The organism is Pseudoalteromonas sp. Scap06, from assembly GCF_013394165.1.
Classification (GTDB): domain Bacteria; phylum Pseudomonadota; class Gammaproteobacteria; order Enterobacterales; family Alteromonadaceae; genus Pseudoalteromonas.
Genome location: NZ_CP041330.1, coordinates 3,171,124 through 3,188,042, shown reverse-complemented (window position 1 = coordinate 3,188,042; position 16,919 = coordinate 3,171,124). Strand labels below are relative to the sequence as shown.

The 16,919-nt window shown below is 40.2% G+C and carries 18 protein-coding genes; 17 read left to right on the top strand and 1 reads right to left on the bottom strand.

The annotated features are described in order from the left end of the window. Window positions 1-67: 67 nt before the first annotated feature. The 4 genes from coxB to FLM47_RS14750 are packed head-to-tail and all read left to right on the top strand — an operon-like array spanning window position 68 to window position 4,243. A complete protein-coding gene (gene coxB, locus FLM47_RS14765) occupies window positions 68-1,210 on the top strand; it encodes a cytochrome c oxidase subunit II (RefSeq protein ID WP_054202822.1) in 1,143 nt (380 codons plus the stop codon). Next, the gene (ctaD, locus tag FLM47_RS14760; RefSeq protein WP_178956743.1) at window positions 1,210-2,802 is read left to right on the top strand and encodes a cytochrome c oxidase subunit I; all 1,593 of its coding nucleotides are present in this window, start codon (window positions 1,210-1,212) and stop codon (window positions 2,800-2,802) included. Before coxB ends, ctaD begins: the two co-directional genes overlap by 1 nt. Beyond that, the gene (locus FLM47_RS14755; RefSeq protein ID WP_010392384.1) at window positions 2,802-3,332 is read left to right on the top strand and encodes a cytochrome c oxidase assembly protein; all 531 of its coding nucleotides are present in this window, start codon (window positions 2,802-2,804) and stop codon (window positions 3,330-3,332) included. The genes ctaD and FLM47_RS14755 overlap by 1 nt, the downstream gene beginning before the upstream one ends. A gap of 35 nt (window positions 3,333-3,367) precedes the next feature. Next, window positions 3,368-4,243: a cytochrome c oxidase subunit 3 gene (locus tag FLM47_RS14750; protein WP_008465600.1), complete on the top strand. Its 876-nt coding sequence runs from the start codon at window positions 3,368-3,370 to the stop codon at window positions 4,241-4,243. On the opposite strand, the gene FLM47_RS18950 is transcribed toward FLM47_RS14750, so the two are convergent. Continuing rightward, on the bottom strand, window positions 4,143-4,454 hold the full coding sequence (locus tag FLM47_RS18950) for a DUF2909 domain-containing protein (RefSeq protein ID WP_024602178.1): 312 nt from the start codon (window positions 4,452-4,454) through the stop codon (window positions 4,143-4,145). The genes FLM47_RS14750 and FLM47_RS18950 overlap by 101 nt on opposite strands. 12 nt (window positions 4,455-4,466) lie before the next feature. Between FLM47_RS18950 and FLM47_RS14740 the strand changes: the two genes are divergently transcribed. The 13 genes from FLM47_RS14740 to FLM47_RS14680 all read left to right on the top strand — a co-directional run bounded on the left by FLM47_RS14740 (window position 4,467) and on the right by FLM47_RS14680 (window position 16,916). Next, a complete protein-coding gene (locus tag FLM47_RS14740) occupies window positions 4,467-5,207 on the top strand; it encodes an SURF1 family protein (RefSeq protein WP_178956742.1) in 741 nt (246 codons plus the stop codon). Further along, a complete protein-coding gene (locus FLM47_RS14735; RefSeq protein WP_178956741.1) occupies window positions 5,197-5,691 on the top strand; it encodes a transmembrane cytochrome oxidase associated protein in 495 nt (164 codons plus the stop codon). Before FLM47_RS14740 ends, FLM47_RS14735 begins: the two co-directional genes overlap by 11 nt. A gap of 12 nt (window positions 5,692-5,703) precedes the next feature. Further along, window positions 5,704-6,693: a heme A synthase gene (locus tag FLM47_RS14730; protein WP_131691802.1), complete on the top strand. Its 990-nt coding sequence runs from the start codon at window positions 5,704-5,706 to the stop codon at window positions 6,691-6,693. Window positions 6,694-6,705: 12 nt separating this feature from the next. Then, on the top strand, window positions 6,706-7,635 hold the full coding sequence (gene cyoE / locus FLM47_RS14725) for a heme o synthase (RefSeq protein WP_178956740.1): 930 nt from the start codon (window positions 6,706-6,708) through the stop codon (window positions 7,633-7,635). Next, complete coding sequence (locus tag FLM47_RS14720) at window positions 7,632-8,249, top strand: SCO family protein (RefSeq protein ID WP_178956739.1); 618 nt, start codon at window positions 7,632-7,634, stop codon at window positions 8,247-8,249. The genes cyoE and FLM47_RS14720 overlap by 4 nt, the downstream gene beginning before the upstream one ends. Window positions 8,250-8,411: 162 nt before the next feature. Next, on the top strand, window positions 8,412-8,684 hold the full coding sequence (locus tag FLM47_RS14715) for a lipid asymmetry maintenance protein MlaB (RefSeq protein WP_138608351.1): 273 nt from the start codon (window positions 8,412-8,414) through the stop codon (window positions 8,682-8,684). Window positions 8,685-8,692: 8 nt separating this feature from the next. Then, entirely contained in the window at window positions 8,693-9,055 is a 363-nt protein-coding gene (locus FLM47_RS14710; protein ID WP_008115349.1) for a response regulator, read from the top strand. Window positions 9,056-9,069: 14 nt separating this feature from the next. Then, window positions 9,070-11,160, top strand: coding sequence for a chemotaxis protein CheA (locus FLM47_RS14705; protein ID WP_178956738.1), 2,091 nt, complete (start codon window positions 9,070-9,072; stop codon window positions 11,158-11,160). After that, a complete protein-coding gene (locus tag FLM47_RS14700) occupies window positions 11,142-11,627 on the top strand; it encodes a chemotaxis protein CheW (protein ID WP_138608347.1) in 486 nt (161 codons plus the stop codon). Before FLM47_RS14705 ends, FLM47_RS14700 begins: the two co-directional genes overlap by 19 nt. A gap of 48 nt (window positions 11,628-11,675) precedes the next feature. Then, complete coding sequence (locus FLM47_RS14695; RefSeq protein WP_178956737.1) at window positions 11,676-14,375, top strand: methyl-accepting chemotaxis protein; 2,700 nt, start codon at window positions 11,676-11,678, stop codon at window positions 14,373-14,375. A gap of 69 nt (window positions 14,376-14,444) precedes the next feature. Continuing rightward, on the top strand, window positions 14,445-15,275 hold the full coding sequence (locus FLM47_RS14690) for a protein-glutamate O-methyltransferase CheR (RefSeq protein WP_131691797.1): 831 nt from the start codon (window positions 14,445-14,447) through the stop codon (window positions 15,273-15,275). Further along, window positions 15,259-15,876, top strand: a complete 618-nt coding sequence (cheD, locus tag FLM47_RS14685; protein ID WP_138608343.1) for a chemoreceptor glutamine deamidase CheD — start codon at window positions 15,259-15,261, stop codon at window positions 15,874-15,876. Before FLM47_RS14690 ends, cheD begins: the two co-directional genes overlap by 17 nt. Window positions 15,877-15,884: 8 nt before the next feature. Further along, window positions 15,885-16,916, top strand: a complete 1,032-nt coding sequence (locus FLM47_RS14680; RefSeq protein ID WP_306171945.1) for a chemotaxis response regulator protein-glutamate methylesterase — start codon at window positions 15,885-15,887, stop codon at window positions 16,914-16,916. Window positions 16,917-16,919 lie beyond the last annotated feature (3 nt).

Below are 16,919 nucleotides of genomic sequence, written 5' to 3'. Positions count from 1 at the left end.
ACGAATGGGCGTTTAAGCCGTATGCCTCTTCGCTTTGCGTCAGCAATAGCATCAAAGGAGCCGTCACATGGGTAAGCTGAGTTCTTCCTTGTGGCTTATATTGTTAGTTTTTTCGCAAAATGTGCTTGCTAATAGCCAATATAATATGCGTAAAGGCGTAACTGATATAAGTAATAATGTATACCAACTGCACATGACCATATTTTTAATATGTTGTGTGATTGGGGTGATCGTGTTTGCCATTATGTTTTGGGCACTCATCCATCATCGCAAGTCTAAAGGGGCTGTCCCTGCCCAGTTTCATGAAAGTACCAAAGTAGAAATACTCTGGACTGCCATTCCTTTTGTCATCTTAATTGTTATGGCCATTCCTGCGACTAAAACGTTAATTGCGATGGAGGATGCCAGCAAAGCTGATATCACCATAAAAATTACTGGATCACAGTGGAAGTGGCATTACGAGTATATGGGGGAGGACGTTGAGTTTTATTCAATGTTAGCGACTCCTCAAAATGAAATAACGAATCTTGCCGATAAAAACCCGAATTATTTACTCGAAGTAGATAAGCCACTAGTGCTACCGATTAACCAAAAAGTTCGTTTTTTAATGACTTCAGATGATGTAATTCACTCATGGTGGGTACCTGATTTTGCAGTTAAAAAAGATGCAAACCCTGGGTTTATTAACGAAACATGGACCAATATTAATGAAGTAGGTACTTACCGCGGGCAGTGTGCAGAGCTGTGTGGTAAAGATCATGGCTTCATGCCTGTTGTGGTAGAAGCAAAAACAGAAGAAGACTTCAAAACGTGGTTGGCAGAAGCTAAACAAGCTAAACAAAAAGCGGCTGAAGCAGACGCTGCGTTATTAGATCAAGTGGTACCAAAAGAGGAGCTGATGGCTCTTGGTGAGCAAGTTTATATGGCGAGCTGTGCAGCGTGTCATCAACCTACAGGTTTAGGTTTGCCGGGTGTTTTTCCAGCACTTAAAGGCAGCCCAATAGTTATAGGTGATATCAAAGGTCATATCGATATCTTACTTCATGGTAAACCAGGTACAGCGATGCAGTCTTTCGCAAAGCAATTATCTATTAAGCAGATAGCAGCCGTTATTACTTATAAGCGTAACGCATGGGGTAATGACACCGGAGAGGTAATTCAACCAAGCGAAATACAAGCGGCACTGGATGCTGATGGGGAGGCTAAATAATGAGTAGCATTGCAGAACAACCTAATTCCAATGAGGCTCATCATGGCCATCAACCTTCAACAGGCTTTAAGCGCTGGTTATTTACAACCAACCATAAAGATATCGGAAGCTTATATTTAATTTTTTCTCTCACCATGTTTTTGATTGGTGGAGCAATGGCCATGGTTATTCGGGCTGAGTTATTTCAGCCGGGTTTACAATTGGTTGATCCTCACTTTTTTAATCAAATGACCACAGTGCACGGTTTAATCATGGTGTTTGGTGCAGTAATGCCTGCATTTACTGGATTGGCAAACTGGATGATTCCGTTAATGATTGGTGCGCCAGATATGGCATTACCGAGAATGAACAACTGGAGCTTCTGGATTTTACCATTTGCGTTTTTGATTTTGTTAGCGTCACTGTTTATGCCTGGTGGCGGTCCTGCATTTGGGTGGACCTTTTACGCTCCGCTTTCCACCACTTATAGTAACGACAACACAGCAATGTTTGTATTTGCGGTACATATAATGGGTATCAGTTCGATTATGGGTGCCATTAATGTGGTGGTCACCATAGTGAATATGCGTGCTCCGGGTATGACATGGATGAAACTGCCGTTATTTGTGTGGACATGGCTGATCACGGCTTTTTTACTTATTGCAGTAATGCCGGTACTTGCTGGTGCAGTTACTATGGTACTCACCGATAAATACTTTGCGACCAGCTTCTTTGACGCCGCTGGTGGTGGCGATCCGGTAATGTTCCAGCATATATTTTGGTTTTTTGGTCATCCTGAAGTTTATATTATGATTTTGCCTGCCTTTGGCATTATCTCTACGATTGTTCCTACTTTTTCACGTAAAAAACTATTTGGTTATGCCTCTATGGTGTACGCCACTTCTTCGATTGCCTTGTTGAGCTTTATTGTGTGGGCGCATCATATGTTTACCACAGGTATGCCCGTGGCGGGTGAGTTGTTTTTTATGTACGCGACTATGTTGATATCGGTACCTACCGGCGTAAAAGTATTTAACTGGGTAGCAACTATGTGGCGTGGCTCTATTAGCTTTGAAGTGCCGATGCTGTTTAGTATCGCATTTATTGTGCTGTTTACTTTAGGTGGTTTTTCGGGATTGATGTTGGCGATCACACCTGCTGATTTTCAATACCACGACACCTACTTTGTAGTTGCACACTTCCATTATGTGCTGGTGACGGGCGCGGTATTTTCTATTATGGCGGGGGCTTATTATTGGTTGCCAAAATGGACCGGAAATATGTTCAATATTACTTTGGCAAAATGGCATTTTTGGTTGTCCTTGGTAAGTGTAAATGTGCTGTTTTTCCCAATGCATTTTGTGGGGTTAGCTGGTATGCCACGTCGAATTCCAGATTATGCACTGCAGTTTGCTGACTTTAACGCCATTATTAGTATAGGTGGGTTTGCCTTTGGTTTATCGCAATTACTGTTCGTTGTTGTTGTGTATAAATGTGCAAAAGGGGGCGATAAAGTGCCTGCAAAAGTTTGGGATGGGGCAGAAGGGCTTGAATGGGACGTTGATTCACCAGCGCCATATCATACGTTCTCAACGCCGCCGGACATTAAATAATGACTCACTTGCCGTTATTAAAAAAGCTGGTGGTTATTTGCATTGCAATGTTTGCTTTTGCATTTGCCATGGTACCTATATATGACGTGTTTTGCGATATAACCGGGCTTAATGGTAAGCCCTCGCTAGAACAAGCACAGCAAAGTACCTTGGTTACTGAGAATAGAGAAGTCAGCGTTAGTTTTACCACCCATGCCCAAAGTGGTGCGCCTTTTGAGGTTAAATCTAAAGAATACAGTGTAGATGTAAAACCAGGGGCCATGCGTGAGGTTATGTTTAGCGCTAAAAACAACAGTAATGAAGACAAAGTGATGCAGGCTATCCCCTCGGTAGCACCGGGCAAAGCAGCTAAATATTTACACAAAATAGCGTGTTTTTGCTTTGACCAGCAACCTTTGAAGGCTGGCGAGGAGTTAGAGTTTAAATTACTTTTTTATGTTGATACTGAGTTACCCAGTGATGTGGAGGAGTTAACTCTGTCTTATACCGTATTTGATATTAGCGAGAAGTTAGTAGCCAGTAATAACTAGCTTATAAAACTAGTGAAAAACTAGGAGCAAATGAAATGAATCAAAAATATGAACATTATTATGTACCTGATCAAAGCCCATGGCCAATAGTTGGCGCAGTGGCGCTATTTTTTATTGCGGTAGGGGCAGCCTTAACAGTTATGGATATGGGTAAAGAGGGAGGCAGTGGTATTTACATACTGTATGTGGGTATTGCCGTATTGCTTTATATGCTGTTTAGCTGGTTTAAAAATGTGATTGAAGAGTCGCATCAAGGTTTATATTCTGCCCAAATGGATCGCTCATTCAGGCAAGGTATGAGCTGGTTTATTTTTTCAGAAGTCATGTTTTTTATGGCCTTTTTTGGCGCCCTTTTTTATGCTCGCATGTTCTCTGTACCTTGGCTTGGAGGCGCCGATAATAACGCCATGACTAACGAAGTGTTATGGCCTACTTTTGAGGCTGTGTGGCCATTGTTAAATACCCCTGGGGGCACCACGACGCAAGCAATGGGCTGGCAAGGGTTACCACTGATAAATACCCTTATTTTATTAGCGTCGTCGGTAACTCTGCATTTTGCTCATGTAGCGATGGAAAATAACAAACGTACTCCACTTAAGGTGTTTTTAGGCGTAACTATTTTGCTGGGAGTATGCTTTTTAGGGCTCCAAGTAGAAGAATATATTTATGCTTATAATGACCTTAATTTAACCCTTGATGCGGGAATTTACGGTAATACCTTCTTTTTGCTAACCGGTTTTCACGGTATGCATGTCACCTTAGGTACCATTATTTTATTAATCGTTTTCCTACGGATTTTAAAAGGCCACTTTACAAAAAATAAGCACTTCGCGTTTCAAGCTGCGGCGTGGTACTGGCATTTTGTTGATGTTGTTTGGCTATGTTTGTTTGTTTTTGTATATGTACTGTAGTGGGCAAAGGTGATTGATTTGCCGTAATTAAACCGAGCTTTAGTGCGGCAATTACCATCACTAATACCACAACAGAAAATAACACCCGACGCCCTAAAAAGTGAGACATGGGGCGTCCATTGGTTTTTCCCGACACCATAATAAATAAAGCACGAAATAAATTAAACAATATAAATAATAACAGTAGAACAATAATAATTTTAATAATCACTGGATTTACCCTATGCAGTTAGTTGTATTTAACAAACAAAAGCTTAGCTCAATAATCACAGTTTGCCTGGTTGTTATTGTGGTATTAGTTTGTATGCGTTTAGGGTTTTGGCAATTACAGCGCGCAGATCAAAAGCAACAACAGCTTAATGCCATTGAAAATATTCAACAGCAAGGAGTTATGAGCTGGGCACAGTTGCAACAACTGCCAAAAGAGTGGAATAAAACCGGGGTATTAGTTTCGTTGAGTGGTTATTTTGATACCAATAATTATTGGCTGCTCGATAACCAAATTTATAATGGTCAGGTTGGTTACGACTTACTGACATTATTAAAATTACCTGATGAGTCGCGCTTTTTATTAGTTAATTTAGGTTGGGTAAAAGCTGGCCGCTCAAGAGAAATCCTACCAAACGTGACAATACCTAGTGGTAAATTTACGTTAACGGCACAAATTAAAGAAGATAATTTAAGTGGCTTTACCTTAGCTAATAGCAATACTCAGTCAGATTTAGCTAAACGAATTCAAATCATTGATCTGCAATCACTCAGTAGCCAATCTCAGCGAACTTTAGTGGATTTTATGGCCTATCGCCAAGGCGGTGAAGATGAGATTGCTGCTCCCCATTATGAAGCTGTTGTGATGAGTCCAGAAAAACACTATGCCTACTCAGTGCAGTGGTTTTTAATTGCGATTGCCTGTGTGGTAGTTGCTATTTTTGCAAGCAAGAAGAGGATAGATAATGAAAAATAAACCCCTGTTGCTCTTTGTTGTATGCTGCGCTATCCCTTTAGTGCTGGCTTACAGCGCGTTAAAACTTGATTGGCTACCTACAGCAATTACTAACCACGGTGAATTTTTAGAGCGTGAAATTAAGCTAGACAATTGGCAGCAGCATAATCCAAAACAATGGACTATTGCTTTAAATTATTCAGCACAATGCGAAGAGTCTTGCTCAGAGCAGCTCGCCGCTTTAGATAATTTATATGTTGCCCTTGGCAAAAATCAACACAAAGTAGATATGGCGATAATGGGGAGACCCAAAGCTGCGAAGCCGCATTGGCATATGATTGCTGAACAACAGCAGTTAAAACCCGCGAGTTTGTATTTAATCGACCATATGGGACTGATTGTGTTGGAATATCCATTTAACCCTCAACCACAAGAAAACCGTTTGATACAAAAGGGGTTATTGAAAGATCTAAAAAAATTACTTAATTACTCTCGATCAAGCTAAGTAGAGGCTGCTATGTATAAAAATTATAAAAATTTGGTATTAGCAACGAGTTTATTCGCACTAATTGTGGTAGCTCTAGGCGCATATACACGCTTAAGTGACGCAGGGCTTGGTTGCCCCGATTGGCCTGGTTGTTATGGCTTTTTAACCGTACCAAAACATGAAGCTGAGATTGCGCATGCGATTCAAAGCTACCCCGATATGATATTTGAAACAGCAAAAGCATGGAAAGAAATGATTCATCGCTATTTTGCTGGCACGCTCGGAGTATTAATTTTAGTGTTGTTTATTTTGGCTTTTGTAAAACGCCAGTATCCAACTACGCCTGTAAAATTACCGATGCTACTGCTTTTGCTTGTTATTTTTCAGGCCGCGCTAGGTATGTGGACGGTGACTATGAACCTGCAGCCGTTAATTGTGATGGGGCATTTACTCGGAGGGTTTAGCATTTTGGCGTTATTAACGTTGTTGTACTTAAGGCTGACCAGTCAGCCTATTACGGGTGGGGACGCAGGTGCAAAACCTCACTTTAAACTAAGCTTGGTGGCGCTCACGGTACTTATTTTACAAATCGCCTTAGGTGGCTGGTTAGCGGCTAATTATGCCGCGCCACATTGTAATGGTTTGCCGCTATGTAGTTATGCTCAGCCATTTTCGCTCAGTAGTGTTTTTCAGCTACCGTTAGAGCACAGTAATTATGAGTTTGGCGTGTTGTCACAACAAGCGCGTATGTCTATTCATTTACTGCATCGTATGTGGGCACTGGTCACTTGTATTGTGTTGGCACTTGTTATGTGGCGTATATATAGCCATGCCTATTCACAAAAAATTAAAAGCTGCACAGTGAGTGTATTGGTAGCGTTATTTTGCCAGATAGCGTTGGGGTTAGCAGTTGTGTACTTTCACTTCCCAATTAGTGTTGCGCTGGCGCATAATTTAATGGCTGCCATACTGTTATTAACTATGGTTAGGTTATGTTATTACCTAAAAGTACGTACTTAAAGGGGAATCGTTATGGCACTTACAATTAACAAAAAAGCAATGCAGCCCGTTTATAGCCCATCGTTATTGACTAAAAGTTATCATTTAATCCAAGATTATTTGGCAATCAGTAAATTTAAAGTAGTGGCTATGCTGGTGTTAACGGCATGGGTGGGCTTAGCCCTCGCCCCTGACGTTGGCAGAGGTGTTGGGGTTCAGTTCATAAGTTTATTAGGGATTGGTTTACTCTCTGCGGCAGCTGCCGTTATCAATCATGTGGTTGATAGTGAAATTGATAGTAAAATGGCACGTACACGCCACCGCCCAGTCGCCAAAGGGCGCTTAAGTAAATTACACGCATTGAGTTTTGCTGCTGTTATTGGCGTGGCAGGGTTTATTATGTTGATGTTGTGGGCAAATACACTCACTGCCATACTTACCTTATTTGCACTTGTTGGTTACGCATTTATTTATACGTCGTTTTTAAAACGCGCCACGCCACAAAATATAGTGATTGGTGGTTTGGCTGGCGCCATGCCACCTTTACTTGGTTGGGTGTCTGAAACCAATCAAATGGCAGCCGCTCCTTGGTTGTTGGTTATGATTATATTCACATGGACTCCTCCGCATTTTTGGGCGTTAGCAATCGCGCGTAAAAGTGATTACGAACGCGCTAAAATCCCTATGTTACCTGTGACCCATGGAATCGAATTTTGTAAAACCTGTGTGCTCGCATACTCAGTGCTATTAGCCATTGTGTGCGTACTCCCTTATTTGATAGGTATGTCGGGGCTTATTTATTTAAGCGGGGCATGTATCCTCAATGTGGTATTTATATACAAAGCAATTAACTTAAAATTTGCCGCTAAAGAAGACACCGCAATGGATTTATTTCGTTTTTCGATTGTTCATTTAATGATACTCTTTGTTATCTTATTTATAGATAAATGGCTAGTTATATGAAGCAGTTATGGTGTGGGTTAATTGTTTTTTCGGTGCTTTTTTTATCGGCATGTGGTGATAAAAAAAGTTTACAGGATCTTGATGCATTAGTGTACGAAACAGCAAAACCGTTATCTGATTTTTCGTTGAATGATCAACAGGGGGAGTTAGTAACCAAACAGCAGTTTTTGGGTCAATGGAACTTAGTTTTTCTAGGCTACACAAGCTGCCCTGATATTTGTCCAATGACGCTTGCTAAGCTCAACAATGTCTATAAAAACTTACAAGCTAATTATCCCCTGCAGGTGTGGTTTATATCTGTTGATCCTAAACGAGATATTGCTCAAAGGCGTAAAGAGTACATAGATTATTTTAACCCTGACTTTTTAGCTGTATCTGGGGAGCATAAAGACCTATTTCCATTTGTACGTGAGTTGGGATTAATTTATGCAATTAGTGATAGTGATGAATCTGACTACGCGGTGGATCATAGTGCATCGGTTGCACTTGTTGATGGCAGTGGCGCACTAAGAGCTATTTTTAAGCCTGAATTTAAACAAGGAGATGTGCCTTTGGTTAATACTACAAAATTAACGGCAGAATTTATTGAAATTGCAGATTTTTACAAAAACTAGCTTTTAATGACTTAACGATTTTAGAGGGGCTTTGTGCCCCTTTTTACGTTTTTTAACAGCTAATTTTAATTAATTAGTTATTTTTTAGTCGTTTTTATGGCGTTTTCATTATCTCGGTCTAAGCTTTTGGTATGGATCGAGTTGATAAGGAAAAGCTTAAAAATGCTTAAACTACCAAATGAACTTTCAATTGTTCAAGTTGACGTTTTACATCAAGATTTATTAAGCGAACTTAATAACAGCCGAGATATTTGTCTGGATATTAGCGATGTTATGTCTGCTGATACCGCCTCGGTTCAACTTCTTTGTGCCCTACAAAAACACCTTCTTACTATTAATCAAAAAATTGCCTGGGTTGGCAGCAGTGACGCATTAAAAAATGTCATTGAACAACTCGGTTTAAGTGAATATTTAGCTTCAGAAAGTACTAACTAGAGGTTTATATGAAAAGAATTTTAGCTGTCGATGATTCTGCATCAATGCGCCAAATGGTGAGCTTTACGTTAAAAACAGCAGGGTTTGATGTTACCGAAGCCAAAGATGGCAGCGAGGCATTAGCCATTGCCAAGCAACAAGGTTTTGATGCAGTTATTTCTGATGTAAACATGCCAATTATGGATGGGATCACGCTTATTAGAGAGCTAAGAGGGCTACCAGATTACAAGTTTACACCGCTGCTTATGTTAACTACAGAGTCGGGGATGGATAAAAAAGTAGAAGGTAAAGCTGCAGGGGCAACAGGATGGATTGTAAAACCTTTTAATCCAGATCAGCTATTAGCCGTGCTAAAAAAAGTAATCCGTTAACTTAGGAGTGCACTGTGAGTATTGATTTAAGCCAGTTTTTTGAAGTGTTCTTTGAAGAGAGTTTTGAAGGCCTCGATATCATGGAGACTGAATTACTCAACTTAGTGCCAGGCGAAGAAGACTTAGAAACCATTAATACTATATTTAGAGCTGCTCATTCAATAAAAGGGGGCAGTGCTACTTTTGGATTTAACTCAATTGCAAATTTTACCCATGTATTAGAAACATTATTGGATCAAATTCGTGAAGGTGAGCGCAATATAACTAGCGAGCACATTAATTTATTACTTAAATCAGTGGATTGCTTAAGGGCTTTGCTAAGTTCGCTAAAGGTACAGGAAGAACCAGATTTAGCCCAAGCAGATACTTTACGAGAGCAGTTCGAGAAATTACTAGGTATGCCAGCTGGTGAAGAACAAGGTGAAGAAACACATCATGAACAGGTTATAGTTAATACTTACCAGATTGATTTTAAGCCACATTTTCATCTATTTAAAACCGGTAATGAACCTTTGTTTATGATCAGCGAATTAGCCGAGCTTGGTGAGTTAGAAGTACAGGTATTCACCGATGCCATACCTGATATTAAAGAATTATCCAGCGATGAGTGCTTTTTATATTGGCGGTTTTTCTTAAACACTGAGCGAGATGAGCAAGCCATTAAAGAGATTTTTGAATGGGTTGAAGATGATGCAGATATTAAAATTGAGCTATGCGGTGGCTTATTTAATGATGCTAAAGCCGGATCAGAAGAAGTAATTAACGAATCGGCTGTTGTGGAGGAAGCTCCCCAAATTGCTGAGCAACCCAAAGCAAATAAAGCAAAGGCAGTTGCCAATGCGCCCAGCGCAAAAGCTGCACCAGAATCAACCTCTATTCGAGTTGGTATCGATAAGGTTGACTCATTAATTAATATGGTGGGCGAGTTGGTTATTACCCAAGCAATGTTAAATCAGCTTAGCGAACAGGAAATGACAGCTACTGCAGTAACCTCGCTTCAAGAGGGATTAGCACAACTAGCGCATAATACTCGAGACTTACAAGAAAACGTGATGCGTATTCGTATGCTGCCAATTAATTTTGTGTTTAGTCGCTTTCCACGTTTGGTGCGTGATATTGCTCAAAAGCTCAATAAAGAGGTGGAGCTAAAGCTGATCGGAGAGCAAACCGAGTTAGATAAAACTGTGATGGAAAAAATATCTGATCCTATGGTGCATTTAGTAAGAAACTCACTGGATCATGGTATTGAAACTGTTGAAAAGCGTATTGCAGCAGGTAAAGATCCTGTGGGTAAGGTTACATTAAATGCTTTTCATCAGGGAGGAAATATCGTCATTGAAATTATGGACGATGGCCAAGGCCTTAACACCCAAAAGATTAAAGAAAAAGCGATTGCCAACGAACTTATTGCTAGCGATAGCGAGTTAACAGATGATGAAATTAACGAACTTATATTCATGCCAGGGTTTTCTACTGCTGATGAAGTAAGTGACTTATCTGGCCGGGGTGTGGGTATGGACGTGGTGAAACGCAATATCCAATCATTAAATGGCTCGGTAGAAGTGACATCCGCTGCTGGAATTGGTTCTACCTTTACTATTCGGCTGCCGCTTACTTTGGCTATTTTAGATGGGCAATTGGTTAAAGTAGCCAAGCATACTTACATTATTCCACTGATCTCGATTGTAGAATCGCTGCAAATTGATATTGCAAAAGTAAGCCGTGTTGGAAAAGACCTAGATGTCCTCAGATTACGTGATGAATACATTCCTATTCTGCGTTTATACGAGATTTTTAACCATCAAGATGCGATTGAATCATTAGATAAGACCTTATTGGTTGTGGTGGAAAACGACAATCAAAAAGTAGGAGTGCTCGTTGATGATTTACTTTCACAACAACAGGTGGTTATAAAAAGCTTAGAGGCTAATTACCACAAAGTGGACGGAGTTTCTGGGGCAACTATTTTAGGTGATGGTCGCGTTTCGTTAATTTTAGATATTAGCGGTTTGATTAAGCTTTCAGGGTTAAAAAAGCCTGGCAGCCAAGCATTGAGTATTGAGCCATCAGCGACTCTGGAGGATACATGTTCTCTGAATCAATAGCATTAAATAGCAATATTGAGCTGCAGCGCAAAGAGGGGATTAAGCAGTTTCTTACCTTTATTATGGCTGAAGAAGAATACGGAGTAGATATATTAACGGTGCAAGAAATCCGCAGCTGGGAAGACATAACCGCACTGCCAAATGCCCCAGATTATGTAAAAGGCGTTATTAATTTACGCGGCACTATAGTGCCCATTATTGATTTACGCTTAAGGTTTGGCTTACCCACTATCGCCTATGGGCCATTAACAGTAGTGATTATTGTAAAAGTAGAGTTTGAGCAAGAAAGTAAAGTAATGGGTATTACGGTAGATGCAGTGGCTGATGTTTATAGCATTGCAGAGCAAGATGCTAAAGCTGTGCCGAGTTTAACCCAAACTAATGAGAGTGAATATGTAGCAGGGTTAGTCAATGTAGGCGAAAAAATGGTCGCCCTAATTGATTTGCCAGCAACCATGGATATTTAGCGGTAATAGTAACTAAATAAAGTAAATAACTTAAAGGTGGTGATAAGCATGGGATGGTTTAGTAATTCAAAACAGTCTAAATCAAGCAATGATTTGATCATAAATGCATTGCATAAATCATTAGCAATAATTGAATTTGAGCCTAATGGAAGAATAATTACTGCCAATGTTAATTTTCTTCGTGTAATGGATTACTCACTTGCTGAGGTTCAAGGTCAGCACCACTCTTTATTTGTTAGTCCTAGCGAAGCGGAAAGCGATGAGTACCATCAGTTTTGGCAGCGATTGAGCGCGGGTGAATTTATTTCAGATGAATTTAAGCGGTTTGGAAAAAATGGTAAAGAAGTATGGATACAAGCCACGTATAACCCTGTTATAGACTCTCAGGGGCAAGTAATTAAAGTGATTAAGTTTGCTACTGAGATCACTTTGCAAAAATTAAAGGCAGCCGAAGCGGCCGGACAAGTTGCAGCAATAAATAAGTCGCAAGCGGTAATCGAGTTTGACTTAGATGGCACAGTGATTAATGCCAACAAGAACTTTTTAGCCACGTTTGGCTACCAACTTGATGAAATACAGGGTAAGCACCATCGTTTATTTGTTGCACCTGAGTATGCAAATAGTGCGGATTATCAAACTTTTTGGGCCAAACTGGGTAGAGGTGAATACGACCGAGGTGAGTATTTACGATTTGATAAACAAGGCCGTGAAATTTGGATTAATGCTTCTTACAATCCCATTTATGATATGGACGGAAAATTAATAAAAATCATAAAATACGCAACGGACATTAGCGAACAAAAAGAACTAGAAAAAACCTCTAAAAAAACTGCCGACTTAGCCAGCGCCCTAAAAGTATGCCAAGCGAATGTGATGATTGCTGATAATGACTTAAACATTATTTTTGTCAACGAACAAGTTAAGCAAATGCTAAAAGCACGCGAAAGAGATTTGCAATCGGTATTACCTAACTTTGCTGTAAGTGACTTAATCGGCACATGTGTTGATGATTTTCATCAACATCCAGCGCATCAGCGCGAGCTATTAAAAAAATTAGATGCGCCCCATAAAGCGACACTTAAATTAGCTGGTCTTATTTTTGATTTAATTGCTTCGCCATGGTTTAACGAAGAAGGAGAGCGCTTGGGAACAATTGTTGAGTGGCAAGATATTACTGATGAAGTATTTAAGGCCGATGCAGAGCGTGCCAGAGCACAGGAGAACTTACGTGTTCGCCGAGCGTTAGACACTGTAGCAACAAACACTATGATTGCAGATGCATCGAATGTGATTGTTTATATGAATGACGCGGTGAAAAATATGATGAGCAATGCTCAAAATGATATACGCATTGATTTACCTAACTTTGATAGCAAAAATCTACTGAATCAAAATATTGATATTTTTCATAAAAATCCAGCCCATCAGCAAAATATGTTGGCTAAGTTAACGGATACCTACAACACTGAAATTAAAGTGGGAGGCAGAACCTTTGGCTTAGTTGCTAACCCAATTATTACGCCAGACGATGAGCGAATTGGAACTGTAGTTGAATGGGAAGACAGAACAGCAGAAGTAGCCATAGAAAAAGAGGTTGCTCAGCTGGTCAGTGCCGCAAGTAAAGGAGAGTTAAATAGCCGTGTGGTTGAGCAAGGAAAGGATGGCTTTTTCCTACGTTTAGCTCAAGGTCTTAATAGTTTAGTTAAAGTGGTTGACGAAGCGGTAACTGATACTGGCAATATGCTTGATGCCATGGCTACTGGTGATTTATCTAAACGGATCGAAAAACAGTATCACGGCTCGTTTGAAAAACTGAAAACAGATGCAAATGCGACAGCAGATAAGCTAACTGAGGTTATTAATCGAATTAACACATCAGCCACTTTGGTGGCCAGTGGAGCAGAAGAGATTTCACAAGGTAATGCTGATCTAAGTCAGCGCACAGAGGAGCAAGCATCATCATTAGAGGAGACGGCTTCTAGTATGGAAGAGATGACCAGTACGGTTCGTCAAAATGCTGATAATGCCAAGGTGGCTAATGACTTAGCTGAAGAAACCTGTGATAAAGCAGTTCAAGGTGGCGAGGTTGTGAATAAGGCCGTAACCAGTATGTCTGCAATTAATGAATCGAGTAAAAAAATTGCTGACATCATAGGTGTAATAGACGAAATAGCATTCCAAACAAACCTACTAGCTCTCAATGCTGCTGTAGAAGCTGCAAGAGCAGGTGAGCAAGGCCGAGGTTTTGCGGTTGTTGCGGGTGAAGTGCGTAACTTAGCTCAGCGCTCAGCTGGTGCAGCTAAAGAAATTAAAGAGTTAATTAGAGATAGTGTTGGCAAAGTTGCTGATGGTAGCGCTCTTGTAAATGAATCAGGTGTGACGTTACAGGAGATTGTGGTGTCGGTGAAACGTGTGACACAAATGATAGCTGATATAACTCAGGCTTCTGAAGAGCAAAGTGCAGGGATTGAGCAAGTAAATAAAGCTGTATCGCAAATGGATGAAATGACTCAGCAAAATGCGGCATTGGTTGAAGAGGCATCGGCTGCAGGTGAATCTATGGCAGAGCAGGCTAATGAAATGCGCCGTTTACTGCACTTCTTTTCACTAGGGCAGCAAGATATGGCGGTGGTATCGCCCACCATTCGCACCCCTGAAATAACGCATAAGCAAGAAAATAGCTTTGTTAATAACAAAAGCAAAGGTGAAAACTTTGTAGACTCAGCTGAAGAGTGGGAGGAGTTTTAACCCTATTTTAGATGGTTCAAACAATGAGGTTAGTTTGAATCTATCTTTATATTTATTTGAGAGTGCATAATGAAAGAGTTTTTATTAACGGATAGCGATTTTAAGGAAGTGGCTCATTTAGTGTATAACGCTTGTGGTATTGTGCTTGGGGAGCATAAGCGTGAAATGGTTTACTCACGATTAGCAAGGCGAATTCGTGAGCGTAAATTAACAAACTTTTCTAGTTACCTAGATTACTTAAAAAATCATAAGGATCAGGAGTTTGATGCATTTATTAATGCCATTACTACCAATCTAACCTCTTTTTTTCGTGAAATTCATCACTTTGAGTTTATAAAAGAGCAGTTTATACCAACGCTGTTAAAAACAAATAAACAGACTAAGCGCGTTCGCATTTGGTCTGCTGGCTGCTCTACCGGTGAAGAGCCCTACAGTTTAGCTATGACGTTACAAGGGGCTTTTCCAAGTGATTGGGATGTGAAAATTTTAGCAACTGATCTTGATTCTAATGTATTAGCTAAAGCTCAGAGCGGTATTTATACTGCGGCAAATGTGAATGGATTGGATGATGCACTGCTCAAGCGCTGGTTTTTAACTAGCAAAGACGGTCAAAGTTATAAAGTGAAACCCAAGCTACAGCAATGTATTTCATTTAAGCGTTTAAACTTACTCCAAGATTGGCCTATGAAGGGTCCATTTGATTTGATCTTGTGCAGAAATGTAGTGATTTACTTTGATAAAGAGACAAAGGATCAGCTTTTTAACCGTTATGCCGATATTTTAAATAACCAAGGTTATTTATTTTTAGGGCATTCAGAAACCATGGGAAAAGAGCATGTCTTATTTAAAAACTTAGGGAAAACCATGTATCAAAAAGTAGCCCATGCAAACACAATTTAAGCCAGTATTAGCGGGATTTGAGCATATTAAACGTTATTGGGATGCCACGCGAGATCAAGTGGTCGCTAAGGTATTGCCAGGTGAATTTTATGTTTCTAAAAACGATGAGCTGATCACTACCGTGCTCGGATCGTGCATTGCTGCCTGTGTTTACGACGATAAGCTAGGCATAGGCGGGATCAATCACTTTATGCTACCTATTCAAAAAGGTGAACGAATTGACCAAGCGCATAGTTTAAATTGTCGTTATGGTAACTGGGCTATGGAATATTTAATTAATGAAGTGCTTAAAAATGGCGCTTCTCGGGCAAACTTAAAAGTAAAACTGTTTGGGGGAGGCAAAATAATTAGCGCAATGACAGATATTGGTATTGGCAATATCAGTTTTGCCAATGCATATATAGCAGAAGAAGCGCTAAACTTAGTGGCGCATGATATGGGCGGACCTTGGCCGCGCAAAATATTTTTTAATCCTCATAATGGAAAAGTACAGGTTAAAAAGCTAAGAAATTTACATAATAACACTATTGAAAAACGTGAAGTGCGTTACTTACATAATCTTGAACAGCAAACTAAAGCCACGGATATAGAACTGTTTTAAGGATGGCTATGATTAGAGTATTAATAATTGATGACTCGGCACTGATCAGGCAATTACTGACAGAGATACTGCAACAGGCAAAAGACATTGTGGTAGTGGGCTGTGCACAAGACCCATACGAAGCCAGAGAGATGATCAAAAAGCATAATCCGGATGTACTAACACTGGATGTTGAAATGCCAAAAATGGACGGCATTAGCTTTTTAAAAAACTTAATGCGCTTAAGGCCTATGCCCGTAGTAATGATTTCCACTCTTACTCAAAAAGGCTCACCTATCACCCTTGAAGCGCTTGAACTGGGGGCGGTTGATTTTATTGCAAAGCCAGTAGTTAATGTTAAACAACAAATGAGCCAATATGCTGATATTGTTCAGCAAAAAGTAAGAGTAGCGGCCAGTGCGCGAGTTCGAGGCCACAAAAAAAATAGTACTGTAGCAGAGCCTATCCCCACTAATGCCGAATTTTTAGTAAATAAAGTGATAGCGATTGGTGCGTCAACAGGGGGAACCGAGGCGATAAAAGAAGTGCTTATACGTATGCCCAAAAATTGCCCTCCAATTGTAATTACTCAGCATATTCCTCCCGTATTCAGCACCTCATTTGCAGAGCGGATGCAGCGTACTTGTACTATTAACGTAAAAGAAGCCCAGCAAGGTGATAAATTGCTAGCAGGTTGCGCTTATATAGCCCCGGGTGGGCTTCATTTACGAATTAATAAACAAGGTAGTGCTTTGTATTGTCAGCTTGATGATGGAGAAGCTGTTAATAGACATAAACCCGCGGTGGATGTTTTATTTGACTCATTACTGGAAATTGGTGCAAAACATATTGTTGCCACACTATTAACCGGTATGGGAAGTGATGGTGCAAAAGGATTGCTCGCATTAAAGCAACAAGGTGCATACACACTTGCGCAAGATGAGTATTCGTCTGTGGTATGGGGTATGCCCAAAGCTGCTATTGATATGGGGGCAGCAAATGAAGTCGTACCGCTGGAGAAAATGACCCAGCGGTTATTAAATCAAGTTATAAAAAAGTAAAAC

What these genes read in the sequence shown, in the direction of transcription:
- FLM47_RS14740 (WP_178956742.1), top strand. Translation starts at nt 4,467, where the DNA reads ATGCAGTTAGTTGTATTTAACAAACAAAAGCTTAGCTCAATAATCACA.
- cyoE (WP_178956740.1), top strand. Translation starts at nt 6,706, where the DNA reads ATGGCACTTACAATTAACAAAAAAGCAATGCAGCCCGTTTATAGCCCA.
- FLM47_RS14715 (WP_138608351.1), top strand. Translation starts at nt 8,412, where the DNA reads ATGCTTAAACTACCAAATGAACTTTCAATTGTTCAAGTTGACGTTTTA.
- ctaD (WP_178956743.1), top strand. Translation starts at nt 1,210, where the DNA reads ATGAGTAGCATTGCAGAACAACCTAATTCCAATGAGGCTCATCATGGC.
- FLM47_RS14680 (WP_306171945.1), top strand. Translation starts at nt 15,885, where the DNA reads ATGATTAGAGTATTAATAATTGATGACTCGGCACTGATCAGGCAATTA.
- FLM47_RS14720 (WP_178956739.1), top strand. Translation starts at nt 7,632, where the DNA reads ATGAAGCAGTTATGGTGTGGGTTAATTGTTTTTTCGGTGCTTTTTTTA.
- FLM47_RS14695 (WP_178956737.1), top strand. Translation starts at nt 11,676, where the DNA reads ATGGGATGGTTTAGTAATTCAAAACAGTCTAAATCAAGCAATGATTTG.
- FLM47_RS14700 (WP_138608347.1), top strand. Translation starts at nt 11,142, where the DNA reads ATGTTCTCTGAATCAATAGCATTAAATAGCAATATTGAGCTGCAGCGC.
- FLM47_RS14690 (WP_131691797.1), top strand. Translation starts at nt 14,445, where the DNA reads ATGAAAGAGTTTTTATTAACGGATAGCGATTTTAAGGAAGTGGCTCAT.
- cheD (WP_138608343.1), top strand. Translation starts at nt 15,259, where the DNA reads ATGCAAACACAATTTAAGCCAGTATTAGCGGGATTTGAGCATATTAAA.
- FLM47_RS14730 (WP_131691802.1), top strand. Translation starts at nt 5,704, where the DNA reads ATGTATAAAAATTATAAAAATTTGGTATTAGCAACGAGTTTATTCGCA.
- FLM47_RS14735 (WP_178956741.1), top strand. Translation starts at nt 5,197, where the DNA reads ATGAAAAATAAACCCCTGTTGCTCTTTGTTGTATGCTGCGCTATCCCT.
- FLM47_RS14710 (WP_008115349.1), top strand. Translation starts at nt 8,693, where the DNA reads ATGAAAAGAATTTTAGCTGTCGATGATTCTGCATCAATGCGCCAAATG.
- FLM47_RS14750 (WP_008465600.1), top strand. Translation starts at nt 3,368, where the DNA reads ATGAATCAAAAATATGAACATTATTATGTACCTGATCAAAGCCCATGG.
- FLM47_RS14755 (WP_010392384.1), top strand. Translation starts at nt 2,802, where the DNA reads ATGACTCACTTGCCGTTATTAAAAAAGCTGGTGGTTATTTGCATTGCA.
- coxB (WP_054202822.1), top strand. Translation starts at nt 68, where the DNA reads ATGGGTAAGCTGAGTTCTTCCTTGTGGCTTATATTGTTAGTTTTTTCG.